The organism is Pseudomonas sp. TH06, from assembly GCF_016651305.1.
Taxonomy (GTDB): domain Bacteria; phylum Pseudomonadota; class Gammaproteobacteria; order Pseudomonadales; family Pseudomonadaceae; genus Aquipseudomonas.
Map to the genome: position 1 here is coordinate 2,858,364 of NZ_JAEKEC010000001.1, position 24,386 is coordinate 2,882,749.

At 57.8% G+C, this 24,386-nt stretch carries 24 protein-coding genes; 10 read left to right on the forward strand and 14 right to left on the reverse strand.

The features are described 5' to 3' along the window. Nucleotides 1-258: 258 nt before the first annotated feature. Entirely contained in the window at nt 259-672 is a 414-nt protein-coding gene (locus tag JFT86_RS12895; protein ID WP_201232575.1) for a DUF4440 domain-containing protein, read from the reverse strand. Next, on the reverse strand, nt 653-2,020 hold the full coding sequence (locus JFT86_RS12900) for an MFS transporter (RefSeq protein ID WP_201232574.1): 1,368 nt from the start codon (nt 2,018-2,020) through the stop codon (nt 653-655). The genes JFT86_RS12895 and JFT86_RS12900 overlap by 20 nt, the downstream gene beginning before the upstream one ends. A gap of 105 nt (nt 2,021-2,125) precedes the next feature. Here JFT86_RS12900 and JFT86_RS12905 point away from each other — a divergent pair, with 105 nt between their 5' ends. Further along, complete coding sequence (locus JFT86_RS12905) at nt 2,126-3,013, forward strand: LysR family transcriptional regulator (protein WP_201232645.1); 888 nt, start codon at nt 2,126-2,128, stop codon at nt 3,011-3,013. A gap of 232 nt (nt 3,014-3,245) precedes the next feature. Here the strand turns inward: JFT86_RS12905 and glpD are convergent, their stop codons facing one another. From glpD to JFT86_RS12925, 4 genes are all read right to left on the reverse strand, one after another. After that, complete coding sequence (gene glpD / locus JFT86_RS12910) at nt 3,246-4,781, reverse strand: glycerol-3-phosphate dehydrogenase (protein ID WP_201236966.1); 1,536 nt, start codon at nt 4,779-4,781, stop codon at nt 3,246-3,248. 323 nt (nt 4,782-5,104) lie between these two features. Next, a complete protein-coding gene (locus JFT86_RS12915) occupies nt 5,105-5,860 on the reverse strand; it encodes a DeoR/GlpR family transcriptional regulator (protein ID WP_201236967.1) in 756 nt (251 codons plus the stop codon). Between the two features lie 238 nt (nt 5,861-6,098). After that, a complete protein-coding gene (gene glpK / locus JFT86_RS12920) occupies nt 6,099-7,601 on the reverse strand; it encodes a glycerol kinase GlpK (protein ID WP_201236968.1) in 1,503 nt (500 codons plus the stop codon). A 77-nt stretch (nt 7,602-7,678) separates the two neighbouring features. After that, a complete protein-coding gene (locus JFT86_RS12925; RefSeq protein WP_201236969.1) occupies nt 7,679-8,530 on the reverse strand; it encodes an MIP/aquaporin family protein in 852 nt (283 codons plus the stop codon). Nucleotides 8,531-8,892: 362 nt separating this feature from the next. Between JFT86_RS12925 and ybaK the strand changes: the two genes are divergently transcribed. Together ybaK and JFT86_RS12935 are read left to right on the forward strand one after the other, a co-directional pair. Continuing rightward, nucleotides 8,893-9,363 (forward strand): Cys-tRNA(Pro) deacylase, encoded by a 471-nt coding sequence (gene ybaK, locus JFT86_RS12930; RefSeq protein WP_114885222.1) that lies wholly within the window; start codon nt 8,893-8,895, stop codon nt 9,361-9,363. A 98-nt stretch (nt 9,364-9,461) separates the two neighbouring features. Then, entirely contained in the window at nt 9,462-10,244 is a 783-nt protein-coding gene (locus JFT86_RS12935) for a PhzF family phenazine biosynthesis protein (protein WP_201236970.1), read from the forward strand. 179 nt (nt 10,245-10,423) lie between these two features. Here the strand turns inward: JFT86_RS12935 and JFT86_RS12940 are convergent, their stop codons facing one another. Continuing rightward, a complete protein-coding gene (locus JFT86_RS12940; protein ID WP_201236971.1) occupies nt 10,424-11,533 on the reverse strand; it encodes an ABC transporter ATP-binding protein in 1,110 nt (369 codons plus the stop codon). Beyond that, on the reverse strand, nt 11,530-12,450 hold the full coding sequence (argF, locus tag JFT86_RS12945) for an ornithine carbamoyltransferase (RefSeq protein ID WP_100845205.1): 921 nt from the start codon (nt 12,448-12,450) through the stop codon (nt 11,530-11,532). Before argF ends, JFT86_RS12940 begins: the two co-directional genes overlap by 4 nt. A 404-nt stretch (nt 12,451-12,854) precedes the next feature. Here argF and JFT86_RS12950 point away from each other — a divergent pair, with 404 nt between their 5' ends. The 3 genes from JFT86_RS12950 (at nt 12,855) to grxD (ending at nt 15,823) form a co-directional block, all read left to right on the forward strand. Then, nucleotides 12,855-13,145: a hypothetical protein gene (locus JFT86_RS12950; protein ID WP_201236972.1), complete on the forward strand. Its 291-nt coding sequence runs from the start codon at nt 12,855-12,857 to the stop codon at nt 13,143-13,145. 133 nt (nt 13,146-13,278) lie between these two features. Beyond that, nucleotides 13,279-15,384, forward strand: coding sequence for a molybdopterin oxidoreductase family protein (locus JFT86_RS12955; protein WP_201236973.1), 2,106 nt, complete (start codon nt 13,279-13,281; stop codon nt 15,382-15,384). A 97-nt stretch (nt 15,385-15,481) separates the two neighbouring features. Next, the gene (grxD, locus tag JFT86_RS12960; protein WP_034149018.1) at nt 15,482-15,823 is read left to right on the forward strand and encodes a Grx4 family monothiol glutaredoxin; all 342 of its coding nucleotides are present in this window, start codon (nt 15,482-15,484) and stop codon (nt 15,821-15,823) included. Between the two features lie 176 nt (nt 15,824-15,999). Here the strand turns inward: grxD and bfr are convergent, their stop codons facing one another. Beyond that, complete coding sequence (gene bfr / locus JFT86_RS12965; RefSeq protein WP_095190453.1) at nt 16,000-16,473, reverse strand: bacterioferritin; 474 nt, start codon at nt 16,471-16,473, stop codon at nt 16,000-16,002. Nucleotides 16,474-16,674: 201 nt separating this feature from the next. Next, nucleotides 16,675-16,893: a bacterioferritin-associated ferredoxin gene (locus JFT86_RS12970; protein ID WP_003227725.1), complete on the reverse strand. Its 219-nt coding sequence runs from the start codon at nt 16,891-16,893 to the stop codon at nt 16,675-16,677. Between the two features lie 314 nt (nt 16,894-17,207). On the opposite strand from JFT86_RS12970, the gene JFT86_RS12975 reads away from it, so the two are divergent. Next, nucleotides 17,208-17,810, forward strand: coding sequence for a peroxiredoxin (locus tag JFT86_RS12975; RefSeq protein WP_003227723.1), 603 nt, complete (start codon nt 17,208-17,210; stop codon nt 17,808-17,810). 75 nt (nt 17,811-17,885) lie between these two features. On the opposite strand, the gene rnt is transcribed toward JFT86_RS12975, so the two are convergent. Both rnt and pyrC read right to left on the reverse strand, forming a co-directional pair. Continuing rightward, nucleotides 17,886-18,563: a ribonuclease T gene (rnt, locus tag JFT86_RS12980; protein ID WP_007916667.1), complete on the reverse strand. Its 678-nt coding sequence runs from the start codon at nt 18,561-18,563 to the stop codon at nt 17,886-17,888. Then, nucleotides 18,560-19,606 carry a dihydroorotase gene (pyrC, locus tag JFT86_RS12985; protein ID WP_201236974.1) on the reverse strand — a complete coding sequence of 349 codons (1,047 nt, stop codon included), beginning with the start codon at nt 19,604-19,606 and terminating at the stop codon, nt 18,560-18,562. Before pyrC ends, rnt begins: the two co-directional genes overlap by 4 nt. A 160-nt stretch (nt 19,607-19,766) precedes the next feature. Between pyrC and JFT86_RS12990 the strand changes: the two genes are divergently transcribed. Next, complete coding sequence (locus tag JFT86_RS12990) at nt 19,767-20,675, forward strand: OmpA family protein (protein WP_201236975.1); 909 nt, start codon at nt 19,767-19,769, stop codon at nt 20,673-20,675. Nucleotides 20,676-20,804: 129 nt separating this feature from the next. Continuing rightward, nucleotides 20,805-22,022 (forward strand): argininosuccinate synthase, encoded by a 1,218-nt coding sequence (locus JFT86_RS12995; protein ID WP_003227714.1) that lies wholly within the window; start codon nt 20,805-20,807, stop codon nt 22,020-22,022. 135 nt (nt 22,023-22,157) lie between these two features. On the opposite strand, the gene JFT86_RS13000 is transcribed toward JFT86_RS12995, so the two are convergent. Beyond that, nucleotides 22,158-22,871, reverse strand: coding sequence for a hypothetical protein (locus tag JFT86_RS13000; protein ID WP_201232568.1), 714 nt, complete (start codon nt 22,869-22,871; stop codon nt 22,158-22,160). A 515-nt stretch (nt 22,872-23,386) separates the two neighbouring features. Between JFT86_RS13000 and JFT86_RS13005 the strand changes: the two genes are divergently transcribed. Then, complete coding sequence (locus JFT86_RS13005; protein ID WP_007916656.1) at nt 23,387-24,013, forward strand: response regulator transcription factor; 627 nt, start codon at nt 23,387-23,389, stop codon at nt 24,011-24,013. 89 nt (nt 24,014-24,102) lie between these two features. Here the strand turns inward: JFT86_RS13005 and JFT86_RS13010 are convergent, their stop codons facing one another. Further along, nucleotides 24,103-24,282, reverse strand: coding sequence for a hypothetical protein (locus JFT86_RS13010; RefSeq protein WP_201236976.1), 180 nt, complete (start codon nt 24,280-24,282; stop codon nt 24,103-24,105). Nucleotides 24,283-24,386 lie beyond the last annotated feature (104 nt).

The following is a 24,386-nucleotide window of genomic DNA, read 5'->3' on the forward strand; positions in this document are numbered from 1 at the left end:
ATTTTCCTCGACATTGTTTTTTTTATGGAGCCAGTTTGTCGGCCCTTTTTGTGCTTCGAATGCCTGACGGCTCCTGAAGTGTTGGCACAGCAGGCATTCGTCGAGAGAGTGTAGAGCATGAGTCGTGCCAGACCAGTCGCCACTGGTTAACTAGCTGATTTACAAGGTTATTAAGTTTTTGTTGCGGTGTTTTTAGCCACAACTGATCCGGTTTACCGAATCGACCGCAAAGTCGCGTTCGGAAAACCGAACGAGCTTTCAGCCTTTGTGTGCAGTGAAGGCAGTTTCATGCAGGTACTGCCACTCAACGTGTTCTGCCCGAATGCGCAGAATCGCCACCGAGACACGTGAGCTGAGGTGTTCGCCCTGACGATGGGTTTCGGTATAGCTCAGCGCAATCGTCTCGCCTTCCTGCCAGACGGTGTGCAGATCGTTGATGACGATCTCAAGCCCCGGCCTGCCACCCACGTTTCTCCTGAACAGCTGTTCGACCTGCGCTCGATCAACCGTCACCCCCGCGGTGGTGACCATGCTGAAGTGCTTGGCGAAGGCGTCCATCAGCGGTTCGATGGTGGCTGCGCCGCTGCCGTCGGTATCGTTAAACACGCGATGAATCAATTCATGCACGTGGTGAATGCTGTGTTGCGCTTGTTCAATCGGGTGGTTGTTCATGGTTTGCCTTTGCAGGGTTCAATTGACTCATCAAAAATAGCGGGAACAGCCCGACCAGCGCCGCAATCGCAAACGTCGCGTGGTAGGCCGAGGGGCTGTCGAACGGTTTGAGCAGCAGGTTGAAGATCATCAGAAACAGTGCAGCGCCGAGGCTGAACGACAACTGCCTGTTGATGTTCCAGATCACACTGGCCTTGTGTGTATCGCTGCCGTTGAAATCCATCAGTGAAGTGGTTTGCGCGGTGTTGGCGCCGATGCCGCCGCCAATGCCCATCAGGCTGTAGGCGATAACGATCAGCCACAGATCGGTCGGTGCATTCACCCGCGTCAGGGTGACGATGCCGCCGCTGTGCAGCAGCATGCCGAGGGTGAACAGGCGCCTGGCGCCGACGCGGTTGTAGACCCGGCCGCTGATCGTCATCGCGATGAACGCACCGATGGCATAGACGATCATGAATGTTCCGGTCAGCCGGGCGCTGAAATGCAGGGTGTTCTGCAGGAAGAACATGCTCAGCAGATTGACCCCGGTGAACACGCCGGGAATCGCGTAATAGATGAAGATCGACGTACTGAGCTTTGTGCTGTTGAGCAGGCTCAGGTCGATGATCGCGTGGCGCGACTGGCGGTAATGGCGCAGGTACAGCCCGATAAACAGCAGGCCTGCTGCGATGCAGGCCATGGCCAGCCATGTTCGGGAGTCGCCGCCATATAGCGACATGCCCAGCAGCAGGCTGGCGAGTGCCGCGCTCACCAGCAGCAGGCCTTTGATGTCCGGACGTGGCAAGTGAGTTGGTTTTGCTTCCTTGATCCACCACCACGACAACCCGGCGGCGATCAGCGAGAACGGCACATTGCTGTAAAACACCCAGCGCCATGAGCTGCTGTCGACGATGAGACCGCCAACCGTCGGTGAAATCGCCGGAGCAATCAGCGCAACGGCCATCACCAGCGTGGAGATTTTCGCTCGCTGCTCACCCTGAAACAGATTGAACGTCAGCGCCTGCCCGACCGGTATCAACAGACCGCCACCAATGCCTTGCACGAAACGCCAGATCACCAGTTCCGCGAAACTGTTCGCCAGCCCGCACATCCACACCGCCAGGCTGAACAGCAGCATTGAAGCGGTGAGAACCTCCCGGCTGCCAAAACGCGCGGCCAGCCAGGTGCTCACGGGAATGATCAGGGTCAGTCCGAGAATGTAGGCGTTGGCGACCCACGCCACGGACGAGCTGCTGACGTGCAGCGTTGCCGACAGGCTGGGCAAGGCCACGGCCGACATGAAGATATTGATGCAGTCGATGAAAAAGCCGATCAGGAAGATCGACGCGACCTTGTAGCGATAACCCATGGTGTTTCCCCTTTGTCGGCGAGCTTAGGGGCGATAGACTCCGGGCGTCGATGCAATGGGGCTGAACACAATGTTTGAAGGGATTTGACAGTGAATCAGGGCGCCATGCACGGGCATTTGAATCGGGTCCAGACGTTTCTCGCGATCGTCGATCTGGGGTCGTTCACCAAGGCTGCGGATTACCTGAATATCAGCAGGGCGATGGCCAGCCTGCACATCAAGGCGCTGGAAGAGGCGTTGGCCACCACGCTGCTGATCCGCACGACCCGATCGGTAGCGCTGACGGAGACCGGTCAGAGCTTCTACAACGAGTTCAAGGAAATCGTCGCGGACATCGACAGTGCCTTTGATAACGTCTTGAAGGGCAGTAACCGGGTGTCTGGCAAGTTGCGGATCAGTTCGACCAGTGAGTACGGCGAGAAATACATCCTGCCGCTGATCCCGTTGTTTTTGCAGACCTATCCGCAGATCAGGCTGAGCTACCACGTCAACTCTTCATTGAATGACCTGGTGGCGGAGAAGCTTGATCTGGTGATTCGTCTGGGCCGACTGGCGGATTCGGCGTTCAAGAGCCGCAAGATCGCTGACTATGAAATCGTCCTGGTCGCCACCGAGGAATTTCTCGGCCGTCATCCGGTGCGCGAGCCACAGGACCTGAGTGGTGTGCCATGGATCGCCAACAGCAATTTGCAGACGCCGACTCAGTGGCTAATGCGCGATGAGCGAGGGCAGGGCGTCGAGGTCAGCGGTGTGCATCACTTCGAAACCAATTCTTCGGCGGCGATGCGCTCGATGGCGCTTTCTTCACTCGGCGTCTCGGTGCTGCCGAAGTGGTTGATCGAGGATGACCTTGCCAGTGGACGGTTGATCCGATTGTTGCCGGAGTATTCGTTACCGCTGCGCTCGATCAATGTGGTGTTTCCCAACACGGCGCACTTGCCGCACAAGTCGCGGGTGTTTATTGATTTTCTGCTGCTGCATCTGGGGAGCTGACGCCGACCATTGTTTTTTGTGAACGGCACATACCTTGTGGCGAGGGGATTTAGCGAAACGTCGCACCGCCCCGATGGACTGCGCAGCAGTCCTCGCTTTTGCATTTATTTGAAGGAGGGGGGCGCTGCGCGCCCCATCGGGGATAAATCCCCTCGCCACAGGGTTAGGTTCAGTCCATAAAAAAGCCCCTGAATCTCACAATTCAGGGGCTTTTGTTCAAGCGCCGGCCAGATCAGGCCGCTTCAATCTTGCGATTCTGCTCGACCTTACCCAGATACGCGGCCAGTTTCTCCTGCTCGGCCGGGGTGGTGAACAGCCCCAGTTTGCTGCGACGCCAGAGAATGTCGTGCGCCGTGGTCGCCCATTCTTCGCCGCACAGGTAATCGACTTCACGGGTATAGAGCCCGCCGCCGAGATGTTCGCCCATGTCCGCCAATGTTTGCACACCTTCGAGCATGCGCCAGGTACGGCTGCCGTAGGTGGTGGACCAGCGCCGGGCAATCTCGGTTGGCACGAAGTCGAACTTGTCGCGGATCAGCGCGCTCAAGGCCTGTGGCGTGGTCATGTCCTCGCCGCCGGGCAGAGTGGCGGTGGCCGTCCAGCTCGGGCGCATCTGGGTGAAGTACGGCAGCAGTTGTGCCATCGCCGATTCGGCCAGTTTGCGGTAGGTGGTCAGCTTGCCGCCGAACACCGACAGCAGCGGCGCTTCTTCAGTGCTGCCCGACAGAGCCAGGGTGTAGTCGCGGGTGACGGCCGACGGGTTGTCGGATTCGTCGTTGCACAGCGGACGTACGCCCGAGTAACTGTGCTGGATGTCGTCGCGGCTGATCTGCTTTTTGAAGTGGGCGTTGACCACTTTCAGCAGGTAATCGGTTTCGCCGTCGGTGATTGCCACTTTCGCCGGATCACCGGTGTATTCACGGTCTGTGGTACCGATCAGGGTGAAGTGGTTCAGGTACGGAATAGTGAAAACGATGCGCTGATCTTCGTTTTGCAGAATGTGCGCGTGATCGCCTTCGTACAGTTTCGGCACGATGATGTGGCTGCCCTGAATCAAGCGGATGCCGTACGGCGATTCCATTTTCAGATCGTCACGGATGAACTTGGCCACCCATGGGCCGGCCGCGTTCACCAGCGCTTTGGCGGTGATCGAAAACAGGCTGCCGTCGGCGCGTTCCAGGTTCAGGTGCCACAGACCCTTGGCGCGACGGGCGCTGACGCAACGGGTCTGGGTGTGGACATGGGCGCCTTTTTCACGGGCGGCCATGGCGTTGAGTACGACCAGGCGGGCGTCATCGACCCAGCAATCGGAGTATTCGAAGCCTTTCTTGATTTCGCTTTTCAACGCGCTGTCGGCGCCGAACTTCAGGCTTTTCGAACCTGGCAGTTTTTCGCGCTTGCCGAGGTTGTCATACAGGAACAGACCGGCGCGAATCATCCACGCCGGACGCAGGTGTGGGCGGTGCGGCAGCACAAAACGCATTGGCTTGACGATGTGCGGCGCCTTGGCCAGCAGCACTTCGCGCTCGGCCAATGCTTCGCGCACCAGACGGAATTCGTAATGTTCGAGGTAGCGCAGGCCACCGTGGATCAGCTTGCTGCTGGCCGACGACGTGTGGCTGGCCAAGTCATCCTTTTCGCAAAGGAACACCGAAAGGCCGCGACCGGCGGCATCCGCTGCGATCCCCACACCATTGATCCCGCCGCCGATGACGGCGAGGTCGTAGATCTCGGAGATAGGGGGCGTACGCAAGGTAGATGTGGACATCGGCTGGCCTCGGGCTCTTTTGATTTTCTATATTGGAAATCGAACATGAATGTTCATTTGCGAAAATGGTAGCCCATAAAGACGCGCACAGCCAGTCGCGTTCGATTGAAAATACTCATCGAAGATCAAGGAAAGGAAAATTTTCGAACATTAGTGGTGAAGAGGAGCCATTGTGGCGAGGGGATTTATCCCCGATGGGCCGCGTAGCGGCCCCCTCAATCAACTACCGTGGGGTATCAGGCACACCGCATTGGGTGGTTTTGGGACTGCTTCGCAGCCCATCGGGGATAAATCCCCTCGCCACAGGGGAATGTTGAACGGGGTTAAACGACTTCCAGGCGAATCTTGTGCTGCGTCAGCAACTGCGCCAGCGCCGGCACTGGCGGCTGATCGGTCACCAGGCAATCGATCAGGCTGATCGGCCCCAGCCGGATCATCGCGTTACGCCCGAACTTGCTCGAGTCCGCCGCCAGGATCACCTGCCGTGCATTGGCAATGATCGCCTGGGAAACCCGGACTTCCTGATAATCGAAGTCGAGCAGACTGCCGTCCTCGTCGATGCCACTGATACCGACCAGCGCAAAATCCACCTTGAACTGATTGATGAAATCCACGCTCGCCTGGCCGACAACACCGCCGTCACGGCGCACATTGCCGCCGGTCAGCAGCACATCGAAATCATCCTTGGCGCTGAGCATCGACGCTACGTGCAGGTTGTTGGTGATGATCTTCAGGTGATTGTGATTGAGCAGGGCGCGGGCAATCGATTCGGTGGTGGTACCGATGTTGATGAACAGCGAGGCGTGATCGGGGATCTGTGCGGCGATGGCTTCACCGATGCGTTGTTTTTCGTCGCGCATCTGATCGGCGCGCATCGCATAGGCGGTGTTTTCGACGCTGGAATCATAGGCGGCGCCGCCATGGTAGCGACGTAGCAGATTGGCTTCCGCGAGCTGATTGATGTCGCGGCGGATGGTTTGCGGGGTAACAACGAACAGCGTGGCCATTTCCTCGATGCTCACATAGCCGCGTTCGCGGACCAGCTCGAGGATTTGCTGCTGACGGGGAGGCAGATTCATGGGGCTTCCTTTGGGCTGCCGTGCAAAATTTGCCCATGATGACGCAGGAATCCGCTCCCGACCAGTTTCCAAACAACGTGAAAGCTACTGCGCTCGGCCATCCTGCGTTAAAAACAGGCTCGGACTGCTCATTTACAAACCCGTAAACTCCGCGTCCTCGCCTGTTTTTGCCTTGGCTTGCCTTCGCTCGCTACGCTTTCACGCTGTTTGGACCGCTTTAGCCAGTCCTAAGGTTGGCTTATTCAGCGTCTTCACGCGCCCAGTCACGGGTGCGGCTGACGGCTTTTTTCCAGCCTTTGTACAGCTTCTCTTTTTCCACTTCGTCCAGGCTCGGTTCGAACTCGCGTTCGATCACTGCCTTGCCGCGCAGTTCTTCCAGGCTGCCCCAGAATCCGCACGCCAGACCGGCCAGATACGCAGCGCCGAGTGCCGTGGTTTCGCGCATTTGCGGGCGCTCGACCTGAGTGCCGAGGATGTCGGCCTGGAACTGCATGAGGAAGTTGTTCGCTACCGCGCCGCCGTCCACACGCAGGGCCTTGAGGCGCTCGCCCGAATCTTGTTGCATGGCGTCGAGGACGTCGCGGGTCTGGTAGGCGATCGATTCCAGCGCGGCACGGATGATGTGATCCACACGGACGCCGCGCGTCAGGCCGAACAGTGCGCCACGGGCATACGGGTCCCAGTACGGCGCGCCCAGACCGGTGAATGCCGGCACCAGATAGACGCCGTTGCTGTCCTTCACTTTATTGGCGAAGTATTCGGTGTCGTGGGCGTCGTTGATGATTTTCAGTTCATCACGCAGCCACTGCACGGTCGAACCGCCATTGAATACGGCGCCTTCCAGCGCATAAGCGACTTCGCCACGCGGGCCGCAAGCGATGGTGGTGAGCATGCCGTGTTTGGATTTCACGGCTTTGTCGCCAGTGTTCATCAACAGGAAGCAACCGGTGCCGTAGGTGTTTTTTGCCTGGCCCGGCTCGACGCACATCTGGCCGAACAGAGCGGCTTGCTGGTCGCCGGCGATCCCGCCGATGGCGATGCCACTCTTGGTGCGACCGTAGATTTCCGACGAGGCTTTGACTTCCGGGAGCATCTCGCGCGGGATGTCGAGGATTTCCAGCATCTTCGCGTCCCACTCCAGCGAGTGGATGTTGAACAGCATGGTGCGCGAGGCGTTGGTGTAATCGGTGACGTGGACTTTGCCGCCGGTGAATTTCCAGATCAGCCAGCTATCGACGGTGCCGAACAGCAGTTCGCCGTTGCGCGCACGTTCGCGGCTGCCTTCGACGTTGTCGAGGATCCACTTCAGTTTGGTGCCGGAGAAGTACGGGTCGGTGACCAGGCCCGTAGTGTCTCGGATGTAGTCTTCGTGGCCGTCACGCTTGAGCTGCTGGCAGATCTCGGTGCTGCGGCGGCACTGCCAGACGATCGCGTTGTAGACCGGGCGGCCGGTAGTCTTGTCCCAGACCACGGTGGTTTCACGCTGGTTGGTGATGCCGATGGCGGCCACCTGATCGTGATGCAGGCCGGCCTGGGCCAGCGCTTCAACCATCACCGCGCTTTGGGTGGCGAAGATTTCCATCGGGTCATGTTCAACCCAACCAGCTTGTGGGTAGTGCTGGGCGAATTCGCGCTGGGCGGTGCAGACCACGTTCGCATCACGGTCGAAAATGATCGCGCGGGAGCTGGTCGTACCCTGATCGAGGGCAATGATGTAGTTCTTATTCTGAATGTCGGTCATGTCGATTGCCTTGGACGAAATAAGGGAGAGTGGGCCGGGGCGCAGGCTCTATTTGGCAGGAGCCTGCGCCGACTGTTTCAAGAAGTTCTTGGTTTGCCGTCAATGGCCGGTTCTGCATCCTTTGTAGCAGGTGTGGCGCCGGTCAGGTGACGGGCGATGAGCCCGCGATACCCGGCAGCGCCGAGGCAGGCACCGACAATCGGTGCAAAAATCGGAATCAGGAAGTACGGAATATCGCGGCCGCCAGTGAAGGAAATTTCACCCCAGCCCGCGAAGAAAGTCATCAGTTTAGGGCCGAAGTCACGCGCCGGGTTCATCGCAAAACCGGTCAGCGGGCCCATCGAGCTGCCGATCACCGCGATCAGCAAACCGATCAGCAGCGGTGCCATCGGGCCTTTCGGCAAGCCGTTGTTATCATCGGTCAGGGCCATGATCACGCCCATCAGGATGGCGGTGATGATCATCTCGACCAGAAACGCCTGGGCGGTGGACAGCACCGGGTTCGGGAAGGTGGAGAACACCGACGCCAGCTCCAGGCTTGCAGCCGAACCGCGAACCATTTGGTGAGTTTGTTCGAAATCGAAGAACAGGTTGCTGTACAGCGTGTAAACCAACAACGCGCCGCAGAAGGCGCCGGCAATCTGCGAGAGGATGTAGAACGGCAGTTTGCGTTTTTCGAAGTCGGCGAAGATGGTCAGGGCGATGCTCACGGCCGGGTTCAGATGCGCGCCGGAAACGCCAGCGGTGAGGTAGATCGCCATACTCACGCCGACGCCCCAGATGATGCTGATTTCCCACAGGCCGAAGCTGGCGCCCGCGACTTTGAGTGCGGCGACACAACCGGTGCCGAAAAAGATCAGTAGAGCAGTACCCAGAAACTCGGCCAGGCATTGGCCCGATAGCGATGGTTGCTGTAAAGCAGTTGTCATTGAAAACCTCGGTTTTTGTTGTTGTCTGGCGCTTTGCCGACAGGGCAAGGCGCGATTTTCCCCGGGGCAGGATCCCCATCCTGTTCCCGGTTTACTGCTGGGTGCTGCAATGTTGATAATTCTTACATTATTCAGATTCGAAAAAATATAGACAAGAAACAAACCTGTCAAAGGTCGAAAGTGAACCGTCAGTCACAATAAAACTATTAGTGCCATGAATGATCCTTGGCGAGCGGCGATTCCCGATCTTCTGAAAAGTCTGCAGGCCACGGGAAACGCGGCGTTGGACTAGAGCCTTTTGTGATCTGATCGCCTAGAATCCTGCGCAGGATTTTTCTGCCACTGCCAAGCCTGGAGCTGCCATGACCCCTGCGTTGGACTTGTTGAAAAAAGTTCGTGCCGAACATCGCGTGCACAGTTACGAACATGACCCGAAGGCCGCGTCCTATGGGCTGGAGGCCGCGGAAAAACTCGGGCTTGAGCCGGCGCAGGTGTTCAAGACGCTGCTGGCAGCCAGCGAGAAAGGCGAGTTGTTGGTGGCGGTGGTGCCGGTCGTCGGAAGTCTCGACCTCAAAGGTCTGGCTCACGCGGCGGGGGTGAAAAAAGTCGAGATGGCGGATCCGGCGGCGGCCCAGCGCTCCACCGGTTATCTGTTGGGGGGCATCAGCCCTTTGGGGCAGAAGAAACGCCTGCGTACCTTCATCGATAATTCGGCTCAGGCTTTTGCGACTATTTATGTCAGCGCCGGTCGGCGTGGCCTTGAAGTCGAATTGGCACCCGCTGTGCTGGCTGAACATACCCAGGCAAAATTCGCCGACATTGGTCGTGCGTGAGAAAAACCTGTGCTGTATGAATAAAATTGGCCGGTTCTGTCACTGGCGCTGAGCCGAACAGCACTGCATGCTCTGCCGACTGACTCAGGGAGTAGGTTATGCAGCTTGATTTTCATCAGGTCGACGCATTCAGTGATCGGCCATTCAGCGGCAATCCGGCGATGGTGTATCGGCTCGACGCGTGGCTCGCGGACGATTTGATGCAGAAGATCGCCGCCGAACACAATCTGGCGGAGACCGCGTTTCTGGTGCGTGAAGGTGCGGTGTGGCATATACGCTGGTTCACCCCGACCACCGAAGTACCTTTGTGCGGTCACGCGACGCTGGCCAGCGCTTATGTGCTGTTCGAGATTTACAAGGAAGCGGCCGAGCGACTGGACTTCACCTGCAAGTCCGGGCCGTTGAGTGTGAGCCGTGAGGATGGCCGCTTGTGGCTGGACTTCCCGTCAATCATTCCATCGGAGATTGGCGTGACACTGGACGTCGAGCGGGCGCTGGGTGTCGAAGCGGTGGATGTGCTCGGGTCCAACGAATTGTTTGTGGTGCTGGAGTCGGAGCAGGCTGTGCTCGACTGCAAACCGGACATGGTTGCATTGGCCAAACTGCCATGGCTCGGCGCTATCGTCACGGCGCGCGGCAATCAGCACGATTTCGTCTCACGCTACTTTGCGCCGGCGATTGGTATCAATGAGGATCCGGTCACCGGTTCGACCCATTGCAGCCTGATTCCGTATTGGTCAAAACGCCTGGGCAAGTCGAGCCTGACCGCATGCCAGCGCTCGGCGCGGGGCGGCGAGTTGTTCTGTCGGCTTGAAGGTGAGCGGGTGAAGATCGGCGGCAATGCGACGCTCGTTGCGAGCGGCACCCTAATATTGGGCTAGGTAGGGGTGAGCCTTTGTGGTGAGGGGATTTATCCCCGATGGGCTGCGAAGCGGCCCTTAAGCCTGCAATCGCGGAGCATCTGTTGCTCCGCATGCAATGGTTTTGGGGCTGCTGCGCAGCCCATCGGGGATAAATCCCCTCGCCACAAAAGCCCTCCACAATTCGATCCGGGTTTGGATCAGAGGGCAGTGCTGAACCGGCGGACGCCGTTTTCCACCGCCGGAATATGCGCTGCGGTGCTGCCCGAGGCCTGGAACAACACCAGATGTTCCGCCGCAACCCGAATCCCCACTTGCGCACCCACCTGATGGTCAGCATGGCTCGGGAAAATCGACTCCAGCTGCGCGCCGGTAGGCAATTGCAGACGATACAGCGTTGACGCGCCAAGGAAGGTTTTGCCGACAATCCGTGCTTTCAGCTCACTGTCCGGCGCATAAACGATGTCGTCCGGACGCAGCAATACATCCACCGCGCCGCCAATCGGCCAGGTATACGCACGATTGCCGCGCAGCTCACCGAGTTCGGTCTGCACCGATTCCGGGCTGGCGAGCTGGCCGCGAATGAAGTAGCCCTGACCGATGAAGCTGGCCACGAACGGCGTCGCCGGCTCGTGATACAGGTTGTACGGCGTGTCCCACTGTTCCAGTCGACCTTCCTTGAAGACGCCGACGTGATCGCTCACGGCAAAGGCTTCTTCCTGATCGTGGGTCACCAGAATCGCACTGGTGCCGCGAGCCTTGAGGATGTCGCGCACTTCATGGCTGAGCTTGCGCCGCAGTTCGCCATCGAGGTTGGAGAACGGTTCATCCAGCAACAGCAATTGCGGCTCGGGCGCCAGAGCGCGGGCGAGGGCGACGCGTTGTTGCTGGCCGCCGGACAATTCGTGCGGGAAACGTTTGCCGAGGTTCTTCAGGTTGACCAGTTCGAGCAATTCTTCGGTGACGCGATCTTTTTGCGGGTGTTTGCGAATGCCGAACGCGATGTTGTCCGCGACGCTCAGGTGCGGGAACAGCGCGTAATCCTGAAACACCATGCCGATCCGGCGTTTCTCCGGTGCGAGGGTGAAACCGGCGCTGGAAATGGTTTCGCCACCCAGGGTGATTTCACCTTCATGCACCGGCTCGAAACCGGCAATGGCGCGCAGCGTGGTGGTCTTGCCGCAGCCGGACGAACCGAGCAGGCAGCCGATATCACCGGCATTGAGGTGCAGATTGAGGTTCTGCACCACACGTTGATCTTGATAACCGCAAGCGAGGTTGCGCAGGTTCAGCAGTAATTCATGGCTCATGCGTGGTGATATGCCGGTTCGACGAGGAACTCGAGCAGGGCCTTCTGTGCGTGGAGACGGTTTTCTGCCTGATCCCAGGCGACGGAGCGCGGATCATCAAGCAGGTCGAGACTGATTTCTTCGCCACGGTGCGCAGGCAGGCAGTGCATGAACAGCACGTCCTCGGCAGCGAGGTCGAGCAGGGCACGGTTGACCTGGAACGGTGCGAACAGTTTGAGGCGCTTGGCGGTTTCTTCTTCCTGGCCCATCGAGGTCCAGACGTCGGTGCTCACCAGATGCGCGCCGCGCACGGCGTCCTGCGGGTCGCGGACGATGGTCACGCGATCGCCGGCCTTGGCGACGAATTCAGGGTTGGGCTCGTAGCCTTCAGGGCAGGCGATGCGCAACTGGAAGTCGAACTGGATCGCCGCTTCTATATAGCTGTTGCACATGTTGTTGCCGTCACCGATCCAGGCCACGGTCTTGCCCTGGATCGAACCACGGTGTTCAAGAAAGGTTTGCATGTCGGCCAGCAACTGGCACGGGTGCAGGTCATCGGACAGGCCGTTGATCACCGGCACGCGCGAATTGGCAGCGAATTCGGTCAGGGTGCTGTGGGCAAAGGTACGGATCATCACCGCATCGAGCATGCTCGACATGACGATGGCGCAGTCGCCGATCGGCTCGCCACGGCCCAGTTGCGTATCACGCGGCGACAGGAAGATCGCCTGGCCGCCGAGCTGGATCATGCCGGCCTCGAAGGAGATCCGGGTACGGGTCGAGGATTTCTCGAAGATCATCCCCAGCACGCGGTTTTTCAGAGGCTCGAACAGTACGCCGCGGTTACGCAGGTCCTTGAGCTCAACGCCTCGACGGATCACGCTGACCAGCTCTTCGGGCGTGCAATCCATCAGGGAGAGAAAGTGCCTTGCGCTCATCATTGACTACCTTTTGCTACAAACCGCAGATGCTCAAAGCCTTGTTTAACGGAACAACGGGCGAGACCTGCGGCGTAAGCCGCACGGGGGCGACGAAATAGGGGGAGGCGCGATATTGACACTAAATGTCGCGTTTTTCCAATAGGCTACTTTTGTTGTGGGATTCGGAGGGCGGACTGCACGGGTGCAATGACGCATTTGAAGCCGGGTTCAGGACAGCAGCGAAGCACTTTGTACACTGGCGTCCCGGGGCTTGGCAATCCGGCGTGACGCGGATACAGCGCTTTGGTCGGTTCGAGACCGAGTGGTTGCAGATTCGCTTGGTCGGATGCGCAGGCTGAAACATTTGCTAAAGCAAAGTGCTGAGTTATAACTACCTTTCGAGCGACGCAGGAAGCCTCCGAATGGAATCGAAAGAACAACTGTTAATGGAATTGCTGGGCCACACGGCTCGCTCCCTGACCCATCTCACCGCGTCGGTCACCTCAATGTCCTTCGAGTTGTTGCGCAGTGATGACGATGTGGTCAAGGCCGCCAGCCGGCAGATGATCGACCGCATGGCGACTATCAGCGCCGGGCTCGACGAACACTGGCGCCTGATCGGCGAGCTCACCGGCGTCCATGTCGCCCATGAGCAGATCGAAACCATTCAGGAAATCCAGTTGCAGGCGCCGCCGCAGTTGCCATCGAACTGATTCGACGGGCTATCGGCTCGCCTGATGGCTATCGATTCACAAGACGAACGTCGCTGGCGCCTTGCTGGCGCACAGGCCATAGTTTTGTTCCCGCAGGCGTTGTTGCCTGCCCAGAACAAGACAGAGACTGGCCATGACCAAGACTCTCCACCACCGTGCCTGCCACCTGTGCGAAGCCATTTGCGGTCTGACCATCGAAACCACCGAAACCGATGGTCATGTCGCGATCACGTCGATCAAGGGTGATGCCCTCGATACTTTCAGTCGTGGCCATATCTGTCCCAAAGCCGTCGCCTTGCAAGACATCCAGAATGATCCTGATCGGCTGCGTCAGCCGATGCGCCGGGTCGGCAGCGAATGGCTGCCAATCGAGTGGGACGAGGCGTTTGCGCTGGTAGCCGAGCGGCTGGCGGCGATTCAGGAGCGGCATGGGCAAAATGCTGTCGCGGTGTATCAGGGTAACCCGAGCGTGCACAACTACGGGCTGATGACCCACAGCAATTACTTTCTCGGTTTGCTGAAAACCCGTAATCGCTTTTCCGCAACCTCGGTCGATCAATTGCCGCATCACCTCAGCAGCTACCTGATGTACGGCCACGGTTTGCTGCTGCCGATCCCGGACATCGATCACACCGATTTCATGCTGATTCTCGGCGGCAACCCGCTGGCGTCCAACGGCAGCATCATGACCGTGCCGGATGTCGAGAAACGTCTAAAAGCGATTCAGGCGCGCGGCGGTAAAGTGGTGGTGGTTGATCCGCGCCGCAGCGAAACGGCAGCGATGGCCGATCAGCATCTGTTCATACGTCCCGGGGGCGATGCGGCGCTGTTGTTTGGCGTGCTCAACACGTTGTTTGGCGAAGGCCTGACCCGCGACAGTCATTTGCCGGTCGCAGGGCTGGATGAAGTGCGCGCCGCCGTGGCGGGTTTCACTGCTGAGGCCATGAGCCCGCTGTGTGCCGTGCCCGCCGAGCAGATCCGCCTGCTGGCCCGCGACTTCGCCGCCGCGCCGAGTGCGGTGTGTTACGGGCGCATGGGTGTTTCCACGCAGGCATTCGGCACGTTGTGTCACTGGTTGGTGCAGTTGATCAATCTGGTCACCGGCAACCTCGATCGGGTCGGCGGTGCGTTGTGCACAGAACCGGCGGTGGACTTGGTCGCGTCAACCTCGGGCGGCCATTTCAACAAATGGCAAAGTCGTGTGTCGGGCCGTCCCGAATACGGCGGTGAGCTGCCGGTGTCGGCGCTGGCCGAAGAGATGCTCACTGAAGGCGAAGGGCAGATCCGCGCACTGATCACCGTGGCCGGCAATCCGGTGTTGTCGACGCCGAACGGGCGGCAACTGGAACAGGCGCTGGATGGCCTGGAGTTCATGCTCAGCATCGATCTGTACATCAACGAAACCACGCGTTACGCCGATCTGATCCTGCCGTCGACCTCGGCGCTGGAGAACGATCACTACGACACCACGTTCAACCTGTTCGCGGTGCGCAACGTGACCCGCTTCAATCGTGCAATCCTCGCCAAGCCTGAGGGCGCGCTGCATGACTGGGAGATCTTCGTCGGCCTGGCCAAGGCCTTTGCCGAGAAGACCGGCAAGGAGCTGAAACCGACCATGCCACCGTCGAAGATGATCGATATGGGCCTGCGCATGGGCATGTATGGCGATGCTGGCGAGCAAAAGTTGTCGCTGGCGACGCTGTTCGATCATCCCCACGGGATTGACCTTGGAGCGTTGAAACCGAATCTGGCAAAGCGTTTAAAAACCCCTGATCAGCGCGTGCAGGCTGCGCCGCCAGAGATCCTCGCCGACCTCGCACGCTTCGCCGCATTACAGGCGCCGGCCGCCGATGAACTGTTGATGATCGGGCGCCGTCACGTACGCAGTAACAATTCGTGGATGCACAACTATCACCGCCTGGTGAAGGGCAAGCCGCGTCATCAGTTGTTGATGCACCCGGAGGATCTTGCCAGCCGTGGCCTCAACGATGGGCAGTTGGTGCGGGTGAGTTCGCGGGTCGGGCAGATCGAAGTGGAAGTGCTCGGCAGTCTGGACATGATGAAAGGCGTGGTCAGTCTGCCGCACGGCTGGGGGCATGCACGGCCCGGTGTGCAGATGGCGATTGCCAGCGGCCAGCCGGGTTCGAGCGCCAACGACCTGACCGATGAATGCCAACTCGACGAGTTGTCCGGTAATGCCGCGTTGAATGGCGTGCCGGTGACAGTCGCGGCGGCGTGAGCAAGTCTGTCGGGGAGACCGAGCAGGGCGCTCGGGATTCCGTTACAATGCGCCACCGTGCCGACCCATGAGTCGGAAAGTTCAGCCGAGGTGCTCCATGGATATCATCGAAACGATTAAAGAGCAGATTGCCAACAACACCATTCTGCTTTACATGAAAGGCTCGCCGAATGCCCCACAATGTGGCTTCTCCGCGAAAGCTGCACAGGCTGTGATGGCTTGTGGCGAAAAGTTTGCGTACGTGGACATCCTGCAGAACCCGGAAATCCGCGCCAACCTGCCAAAGTACGCCAACTGGCCGACTTTCCCGCAACTGTGGGTCGGCGGTGAACTGGTCGGCGGTAGCGACATCATGACCGAGATGGCTGCAGACGGTTCGCTGCAAACCACCATCAAGGCCGCTGTCGAAGCAGCTGCTGCGAACAAGTCCGAAGCCTGATCGGCCTCTGTGGAGCCAGCAGCCTGACTCCACATTGGTTTCACCCGGCACATGCTTCCCTGTAGGAGCTGTCGAGTGAAACGAGGCTGCGATCTTTTGATCTCCAGCCAACAAAAAGCCCCGCACCTCGAAAGAGGGCGGGGCTTTTTAATGTCTCGGGTTTAGCGGGCGCTAACTTACTCTTCGCCCATCTGCGATTGCAGATAGTTCTCAAGACCGACTTTATCGATCAGGCCCAGTTGGGTTTCCAGCCAGTCGATGTGTTCTTCTTCGGATTCGAGAATGTCTTCGAGCAGTTCACGGCTGCCGAAGTCGCCGACGGTTTCGCAATGGGCGATCGCGGCTTTCAGATCAGCATGACCGGTCTTCTCGATACGCAGATCACACTCCAGCATTTCCTGGGTGTGCTCGCCGATGTGCAGCTTGCCCAGATCCTGCACGTTCGGCAGGCCTTCGAGGAACAGGATGCGCTTGATCAGCTTGTCCGCGTGCTTCATCTCGTCGATGGATTCTTTGTACTCGTGCTTGCCCAGCTTGTTCAGGCCCCAATCTTCGTACATGCGTGCATGCAGGAAGTACTGATTGATCGCGACCAGCTCATTGGCAAGGATCTTGTTGAGATGCTGGATGACTGTAATGTCGCCTTTCATGATCGGAGTCCTGCCCTGTAATAGCTGTATATAAGGCGGAGTTTGAGCTTCGTACTTATAAGTGTCAAACCTAAGTTATTGAATAATATATGAAAATTAATCGGAATAAGAATGTTTGTGTTCCGCGTCTAGACGCTAACCATTTGATTTTCAGGCATAAAAAAACCGGACATAAGTCCGGTTCTTTGAAATAGGGATAATTTACGCAGCGGTAAATTCTACAGGATAGGGGATCGCAGCCTGGGCGGTTTGCAGCTTGGTCAGGGTTTCGCGAACCACTTCCTTGGCCAGGCAGGCACATTTGCCACATTGGCTGGCGACGCCGGTAGCCTGGCGGACTTCTTTATAGCTGCAGCAACCTTCATAGATCGCTTCGCGGATCTGTCCGTCGGTGACGCCAGTGCAGAGACAAACATACATAAGTGAGAACCGTCGCTGGTTGTGACTCAATTGCGATGGATCTTAATGTTAACGAGAATGATTGTCAAAGTGCTTTCGGAAAGCTTTGCCCGGGATTTGCGCGTGACTGACGAGCGGTAATGACTGGCCATCTGCCTGGCCCCGTAAATGCAGCGCCGTTATCCGCCTGCTTTAAAAAACCGTTAAGGACAGGCCAAAAACGCAGTGTATGATGGTCGGCCCTTGCGAAGGGGGTTCGTGTCACAGGGCTGTCGCCTGAGGGTGGCAGGCTGGCGCGGACCCTGAACTTCAAGTTTTTACACCAGGAGATATCAATGAGCGTACTCGTAGGCAAACAAGCCCCTGACTTCACCGTCCCGGCCGTACTCGGCAATGGCGAGATCGTTGACAGCTTCACTCTGTCCTCGGCCATCAAAGGCAAATACGGCCTGGTGTTCTTCTACCCACTGGACTTCACCTTCGTCTGCCCGTCCGAGCTGATCGCTCTGGACAACCGCATGGCTGACTTCAAGGCACGCAACGTTGAAGTGATCGCTGTGTCGATCGACTCGCACTTCACCCACAACGCCTGGCGCAACACCCCAGTCAACAATGGCGGCATCGGCCAGGTGAAATACACCATGGCTGCCGACATGAAGCACGACATCGCCAAGGCTTACGACGTTGAATCGGAAGGCGGTGTAGCTTTCCGTGGCGCGTTCCTGATCGACGACAAAGGCGTTGTCCGCTCGCAGATCATCAACGACCTGCCGCTGGGCCGTAACATGGAAGAGCTGATCCGTCTGGTCGACGCTCTGCAATTCCACGAAGAGCACGGCGAAGTCTGCCCTGCCAACTGGAAAAAAGGCGACAAAGGCATGAACGCTTCGCCAGAAGGCGTTGCTGCATACCTGACCGAGAACGCTGCTGCCCTGTAAGGCGCAACGTCGAGGTACAAAAAAAACCGGCCCATGTGGCCGGTTTTTTTATGCGCGGAATTTACTCGACGAGGATCAGTCGTCGAAATCTTCCCAGCCGCCCATCTGTTTCCAGCGGTTGACGATGCCGCAGAACAGCTCAGCGGTTTTCTCGGTGTCATAGCGCGCGGAGTGCGCCTCACGGCCGTCGAAATCGATGTCGGCTGCCTGGCAGGCTTTCGCCAGCACGGTTTGGCCGTACGCCAGACCGGCCAGTGTCGCGGTGTCGAAACTGGAGAACGGGTGGAACGGGTTGCGTTTCATGTCCAGTCGCGCAACCGCGGCGTTCAGGAAGCCCAGATCGAAACTGCTGTTGTGGCCGACCAGAATTGCCCGCTTGCAGCCGTTGGCCTTCAGCGCCTTGCGGATGCCACGGAAGATGTCGGTCAGCGCGGTTTCTTCGCTGACCGCCATGCGCAACGGGTGATCGAGCTTGATCCCGGTGAACTCCAGCGCCGCCGCTTCGATGTTGGCGCCTTCGAACGGCTCAACACGGAAGAAGTAGGTGTGATCCGGGTAAACAAAACCCTTTTCATCCATGGCGATGGTGGTCGCAGCAATCTCCAGTAACGCATCGGTGGCCGAGTTGAAGCCACCGGTTTCTACGTCGACGACCACCGGCAGGTAGCCGCGAAAGCGTGCCGCCATCGGGTGACGGGAACCGCCACCACCACTTTGACCGTCCAGTTCGTCGTCGAAATGGTCTTCACTCACGCGTGTTCCTCCAGCAGGCGCCAGCGCAGTTTTTCACCGGCGCGCAGCGGGATAACGGTCAGCTCGCCGAATGGCAGGCTGGTCGGGGCGGTCCATTCTTCACGAACCAGGGTGATGCGATCAGTGTTCACCGGCAGGCCATAAAAACGCGGGCCGTTGAGGCTGGCGAAGGCTTCGAGCTTGTCCAGCGCATTACGCTGTTCGAAGGCTTCGGCGTACATCTCGATGGCGGCGTACGCGGTGTAGCAGCCGGCGCAGCCGCAAGCGGCTTCCTTGGCGTGCTGGGCGTGCGGTGCCGAGTCGGTGCCGAGGAAGAACTTCGCGCTGCCACTGGTGGCGGCATCGAGCAGGGCTTCCTGGTGCGTATTGCGCTTGAGGATCGGCAGGCAATAGAAGTGCGGCCGAATCCCGCCAACCAGCATGTGGTTGCGGTTGTAGAGCAGGTGATGCGCGGTGATGGTTGCGCCGACGTTGGCCGAGGCCTCGTTGACGAACTGCACGGCATCGCCGGTGGTGATGTGTTCGAACACCACTTTCAGCGTCGGGAAACGCTCGACCACACGACGCATGTGCTCATCGATGAAGATCTTTTCGCGGTCGAACACATCGACATCACCACGGGTCACTTCGCCGTGGATCAGCAGCGGCATGCCGACTTCGGCCATGGCTTCCAGCGCCGGGAAAATCTTGTCGATGCTGGTCACCCCGGAATCGGAGTTGGTGGTCGCACCAGCCGGGTACAGCTTGGCGGCGTGTACGAAACCGCTGGCCTTGGCTTCACGAATTTCTTCGGGCTGGGTGCGGTCGGTGAGGTACAGCACCATCAACGGTTCGAAGCGACTGCCGGCCGGGCGGGCAGCAAGAATCCGCTGGCGATAGCCGTCGGCCTCGGCGGCGTTGCGCACCGGCGGGACCAGGTTGGGCATGATGATGGCGCGGCCAAAGGTGCGCGCAACATCGGCAACGGTATTGGTCAACACGGCACCATCGCGAAGATGAATATGCCAGTCGTCGGGACGCAGCAGGGTCAGGCGGTCGGACATGAGGGGATTCCAGGCGGGTCAAACTGAGGCGAATGCTACCGGAAAAGACTCTTGCAGGCACTCGCTATCAAGTTTTGCGGGAAGCTTCCGATATCCCGTAGGTATGCCGTAAACATAGTGTGAATCGGTCTTTGTGTTTCAGAAGCCAATGGAGCCTCCCGTGCGCCAGCGTTATTTAGCCTTGCTCAGTGTGTTTGCCAGCCTTCCCGCGATGGCGCTCACCTACCAGACTCGCCTGGAGAACATTGAGTGGACGGTCGCCGGCGACAAGTTCGAGTGCCGCCTGACACAGCCGATCACCGATTTCGGTTCGGGTGAATTCGTGCGCAAGGCCGGTGAGCAGGCGATATTTCGCCTGAACGCCTACAACGCCATGCTCGGCGGCGGTTCGGCGACTTTGCTGGCAGCCGCCGCGCCTTGGCAGCCGGGGCGTGGTGACATCAATCTGGGCAGCGTCAGGCTCGGCAGTGGCAACGTCTTGTTCAGCAGTTCGCAGTCCCAGGCCGGTGGCCTGATCAGCGGCCTGCTCGACGGTCGCAGTCCGGTCGTGCGGCGTGCTTCGGGCGATGGCCGTGTGTCGGAAGTGCGTCTGTTGCCAGTCAAGTTCAGCAAGGCGTTTAACGACTATCAAAGCTGTGTGGCGAAACTGCTGCCGCAGAATTTCGAGCAGATCAAACAGTCGCAGATCGGCTTCCCCGGCGAGGGTGTTGACCTGGACGCTGCCGCCAAGGCCAAACTGCAAGTGATGCTCGAATACATGAAGGCCGATCCGACGGTCAATCACATCGAACTCGACGGCCACTCCGACAACAGTGGCAATCGTTTGACCAACCGCGAACTGTCGCGCCGTCGCGCATTGGCCGTGGTCGACTTCTTCAAGGCCAACGGCATTCAGGAATCGCAGATCACTGTGCGTTTCCATGGCGAGCAATATCCCATTGTGCCGAACACCAATGCGGCCAATCGCGCGAAAAACCGTCGAGTCAATGTAAAACTCGCGCGGGTGGCACCGGCCGCTGCTCCAGCGCCTCAGGCCAGTACGCCTGCCAACACTGCCGCGACTTCCTGACCCGCCGGTCATCGTCGCGCTCTCGACAGATTCTGTCGCTTTGTCGTCTTAAGCTGTCGCGCCTCTGTAAATTATCGCGTTTGGGCGGTAGACTCCTCGGCTTTCCGTAGAACCCCGTGGAGTGATGGCATGGCGGACGTAAACAAGGTCGTTCTGGCGTATTCCGGCGGCCTGGACACTTCGGTGATCCTCAAGTGGCTGCAGGATACTTATAACTGTGAAGTGGTGACCTTCACCGCTGATCTCGGTCAAGGCGAAGAGGTCGAGCCGGCCCGCGCCAAGGCTCAGGCCATGGGCGTCAAAGAAATCTACATCGACGACCTGCGCGAAGAATTCGTGCGCGATTTCGTCTTCCCGATGTTCCGCGCCAACACCGTTTACGAAGGCGAGTACCTGCTGGGTACTTCCATCGCACGTCCGCTGATCGCCAAACGTCTGATCGAGATTGCCAACGAAACCGGCGCTGACGCCATTTCCCATGGCGCCACCGGCAAGGGCAACGACCAGGTACGTTTCGAACTGGGTGCCTACGCACTCAAGCCTGGCGTGAAAGTGATTGCACCGTGGCGTGAGTGGGACCTGCTGTCCCGCGAGAAGCTGATGGACTACGCCGAGAAGCACGCGATCCCTATCGAGCGTCACGGCAAGAAGAAGTCCCCGTACTCGATGGACGCCAACCTGCTGCACATCTCCTATGAAGGCGGCGTGCTGGAAGACACCTGGACCGAGCACGAAGAAGACATGTGGCGTTGGACCGTCTCCCCGGAGAACGCTCCTGACACCCCGCAATACCTGGAACTGACCTACCGTAACGGCGACATCGTTGCGCTGGACGGCGTCGAAATGACCCCGGCCACCGTTTTGGCGACGCTGAACAAGATCGGCGGTGCTCACGGTATCGGCCGTCTCGACATCGTCGAAAACCGTTACGTCGGCATGAAGTCCCGTGGCTGCTACGAAACCCCGGGCGGCACCATCATGCTGCGCGCTCACCGCGCCATTGAATCGATCACCCTGGACCGTGAAGTCGCTCACCTCAAAGACGAGTTGATGCCGAAATACGCCAGCCTGATCTACACCGGCTACTGGTGGAGCCCTGAGCGTCTGATGCTGCAACAGATGATTGACGCTTCGCAGGTCAACGTGAACGGTGTGGTTCGCCTGAAACTGTACAAAGGCAACGTGATCGTTACCGGTCGCAAGTCCGACGATTCGCTGTTCGATGCCAACATCGCGACCTTCGAAGAAGACGGCGGTGCTTACAACCAGGCCGATGCGGCGGGCTTTATCAAGCTCAACGCGCTGCGCATGCGCATTGCTGCCAACAAGGGCCGCAAGCTGTTCTGATTGTTCAGACTGATGCGCAATGAAAGGGCGGCCTTGTCTTAGAGACGGGGCCGCCCTTTTTACTTAATTCTTTTGTTCGGCGCTTGTCGAGCAATGTCTCTGGTCTGTCTGCTTGCACGACAATGACCCCGTCCTTCAAGTCCGTCCCAACAGCGTCACCGCTTGCGAGCACAGGTTGTAAACAATACACAGCGTAGTGCCTGAGTCTTTCTTGGCGTATTTGATCTGTAGCAGCGCATTCTTCGTCAGTGAAGCGTCCGACACATGATTGGAAAGAAATACGATGACGCGGATGGCTTTCCTGTCGTTGAGCCGGATTCTTTGCAGAATCGTGTCGAGTTCTCTCGCCGCATCGATGTCACGGAGATCGATGATGTGCAGATTGCTGACGGAGACGGGCAACTGAATATTGTGTTGAACCGTCAGGTTTGACCTCGCACGGATGTCCGTTGGTGGATCGGGCGCGTTGTGGATTTCGCACGAGTCCGCGCATTGTGCGGCGGTATCATCAGGCACGACGCGACTCGAGATTCCGAAAGTATTGTGTGCAGTGGGACCTTCTCTGGATGTGTTGCGTTTGTTGTCGCGGTCATTGTTGTCCATGGCTTTCAAGAAGGTCTCGTCCTTGCCGAAATCGGAAGGTGAATAGAGCGAGCGGTAGTTGAAGTTTAAAGTTATAAAAAAAATAAATAACAAGTAGAACGGGAAGCTGATCAGGAACCATATATAGATAGAGCGTTCCTCACTGTTGAGGAACGGCAAAGATATCGCGGCGGATGCTTCGGAGATACCGGCGAATATGGCGATGATCGTCATTGGGTTAGTGATTCTATTTTTTATCTTTAACATATTTGTACTCTTTTGTCTGGGTTTTCTCATTGTGGTTTTGTTTGTGTTTGTTGGTAGTTGTAAGTTTAGTGGTTAGTATTGTATTTATAGCAAAAGTGTTTGGTTGAGTATAAATATCTTGTTTCAAGCGTTTATGCGCGGCGTGGTGGTGTATTGAGTTGTAGGAAGTAGTGTCATTGCTTTATGTTTCCAGTCGCCAGTCTGAATGAGCTGTCGTCATCTTCTTTGTTAGAGTTTCAGGCGCTAGCCCGTAATGGCCTCGGGCTGTGGAACGGCACCTGCGTGGCGCGTCGGTCGCAAGCTGTTACAAGTTGGAGAAGGAAATGTAATGTGGATGTTGAAGCGTTCCAATGTCGGATTTTTAGATGGGAGCGGATTTTTTGTAGGATTTATCTTCAATGGATGTAGGGAATGTCTTTCGATGCAAGTGCGTGAGAGCCCCGACATGCCACTGCGCAAGTGACTGGGATATGGTGCGTGTTCAAAAAATTCGAACAGCGAAACTGGACTTGCCCATGAATAAAGTGCTGATCGTGGATGACCACCCCGTCATTCGTCTTGCGGTACGTATGCTGATGGAACGTCATGGCTACGAAGTCATTGCAGAAACTGATAACGGCGTGGATGCATTACAACTGGCTCGCGAGCAGATGCCGGATATTGTTATTCTTGATATTGGAATACCAAAACTTGATGGTCTGGAAGTTATCGCGCGCCTGACCTCGACCGCCATGCCGATTAAAGTTCTGGTGCTGACTTCCCAGGCACCTGGGCATTTTTCGATGCGATGCATGCAGTCGGGTGCGGCGGGATATGTATGCAAGCAACAGGACCTGACTGAATTGCTCAGTGCAATCAAGGCGGTTTTATCCGGCTACAGTTACTTTCCCAATCAGGCGTTGCATACAGTGCGTACCAGTCTGGGTAACGCCAGTGAAGCAGACATGGTGGATCGTCTGTCAGGGCGCGAAATGATGGTGTTGCAACAATTGGCGCGAGGCAAGACCAACAAGGAAATCGCCGACGGCATGTTTCTGAGCAACAAAACCGTGAGCACCTACAAGACCCGTTTATTGCTGAAGCTCAATGCACGATCACTGGTTGATTTGATCGAGCTGGCGCAACGCAATGGACTCGTTTGAATGTTTCATTAGCTGACGGAGTCATGGGCCGATCGAGTTCAGCTAGCTGTAGAAAGTGAAAAGCCTCCGTTTCGGGAGGCTTTCAAGCATCAGAGATCAAAATCGTAATCGGCCAATTGCCTTCGCAGTCGGCGCTCCTCCAGCAGGTTATCAATCGTGCGACGTTTGCTGAGGTTGGTTTTAGCCACCTCGACAACCGGTTCTGGGTCATCGGTCTCAGTGGGGGTAAATTCGTCTTCTACGTCCAATTGCTCTTTGTCGGTGCTCATAAAGTTAACTCCCGGCTAAGACTGCCTTTGGCGCTCCTTATATCGGTAATGCAGCGACGGGTAAAAAAGATTTTTTCAATCGATCAATCAATAAATCTAATAGT

Excerpts from the sequence above, each read along its gene's own strand:
- JFT86_RS12895 (WP_201232575.1), bottom strand. The coding sequence starts at position 672 with ATGAACAACCACCCGATTGAACAAGCGCAACACAGCATTCACCACGTG.
- JFT86_RS12900 (WP_201232574.1), bottom strand. The coding sequence starts at position 2,020 with ATGGGTTATCGCTACAAGGTCGCGTCGATCTTCCTGATCGGCTTTTTC.
- JFT86_RS12905 (WP_201232645.1), top strand. The coding sequence starts at position 2,126 with ATGCACGGGCATTTGAATCGGGTCCAGACGTTTCTCGCGATCGTCGAT.
- glpD (WP_201236966.1), bottom strand. The coding sequence starts at position 4,781 with ATGTCCACATCTACCTTGCGTACGCCCCCTATCTCCGAGATCTACGAC.
- JFT86_RS12915 (WP_201236967.1), bottom strand. The coding sequence starts at position 5,860 with ATGAATCTGCCTCCCCGTCAGCAGCAAATCCTCGAGCTGGTCCGCGAA.
- glpK (WP_201236968.1), bottom strand. The coding sequence starts at position 7,601 with ATGACCGACATTCAGAATAAGAACTACATCATTGCCCTCGATCAGGGT.
- JFT86_RS12925 (WP_201236969.1), bottom strand. The coding sequence starts at position 8,530 with ATGACAACTGCTTTACAGCAACCATCGCTATCGGGCCAATGCCTGGCC.
- ybaK (WP_114885222.1), top strand. The coding sequence starts at position 8,893 with ATGACCCCTGCGTTGGACTTGTTGAAAAAAGTTCGTGCCGAACATCGC.
- JFT86_RS12935 (WP_201236970.1), top strand. The coding sequence starts at position 9,462 with ATGCAGCTTGATTTTCATCAGGTCGACGCATTCAGTGATCGGCCATTC.
- JFT86_RS12940 (WP_201236971.1), bottom strand. The coding sequence starts at position 11,533 with ATGAGCCATGAATTACTGCTGAACCTGCGCAACCTCGCTTGCGGTTAT.
- argF (WP_100845205.1), bottom strand. The coding sequence starts at position 12,450 with ATGAGCGCAAGGCACTTTCTCTCCCTGATGGATTGCACGCCCGAAGAG.
- JFT86_RS12950 (WP_201236972.1), top strand. The coding sequence starts at position 12,855 with ATGGAATCGAAAGAACAACTGTTAATGGAATTGCTGGGCCACACGGCT.
- JFT86_RS12955 (WP_201236973.1), top strand. The coding sequence starts at position 13,279 with ATGACCAAGACTCTCCACCACCGTGCCTGCCACCTGTGCGAAGCCATT.
- grxD (WP_034149018.1), top strand. The coding sequence starts at position 15,482 with ATGGATATCATCGAAACGATTAAAGAGCAGATTGCCAACAACACCATT.
- bfr (WP_095190453.1), bottom strand. The coding sequence starts at position 16,473 with ATGAAAGGCGACATTACAGTCATCCAGCATCTCAACAAGATCCTTGCC.
- JFT86_RS12970 (WP_003227725.1), bottom strand. The coding sequence starts at position 16,893 with ATGTATGTTTGTCTCTGCACTGGCGTCACCGACGGACAGATCCGCGAA.
- JFT86_RS12975 (WP_003227723.1), top strand. The coding sequence starts at position 17,208 with ATGAGCGTACTCGTAGGCAAACAAGCCCCTGACTTCACCGTCCCGGCC.
- pyrC (WP_201236974.1), bottom strand. The coding sequence starts at position 19,606 with ATGTCCGACCGCCTGACCCTGCTGCGTCCCGACGACTGGCATATTCAT.
- JFT86_RS12995 (WP_003227714.1), top strand. The coding sequence starts at position 20,805 with ATGGCGGACGTAAACAAGGTCGTTCTGGCGTATTCCGGCGGCCTGGAC.
- JFT86_RS13000 (WP_201232568.1), bottom strand. The coding sequence starts at position 22,871 with ATGTTAAAGATAAAAAATAGAATCACTAACCCAATGACGATCATCGCC.
- JFT86_RS13005 (WP_007916656.1), top strand. The coding sequence starts at position 23,387 with ATGAATAAAGTGCTGATCGTGGATGACCACCCCGTCATTCGTCTTGCG.
- JFT86_RS13010 (WP_201236976.1), bottom strand. The coding sequence starts at position 24,282 with ATGAGCACCGACAAAGAGCAATTGGACGTAGAAGACGAATTTACCCCC.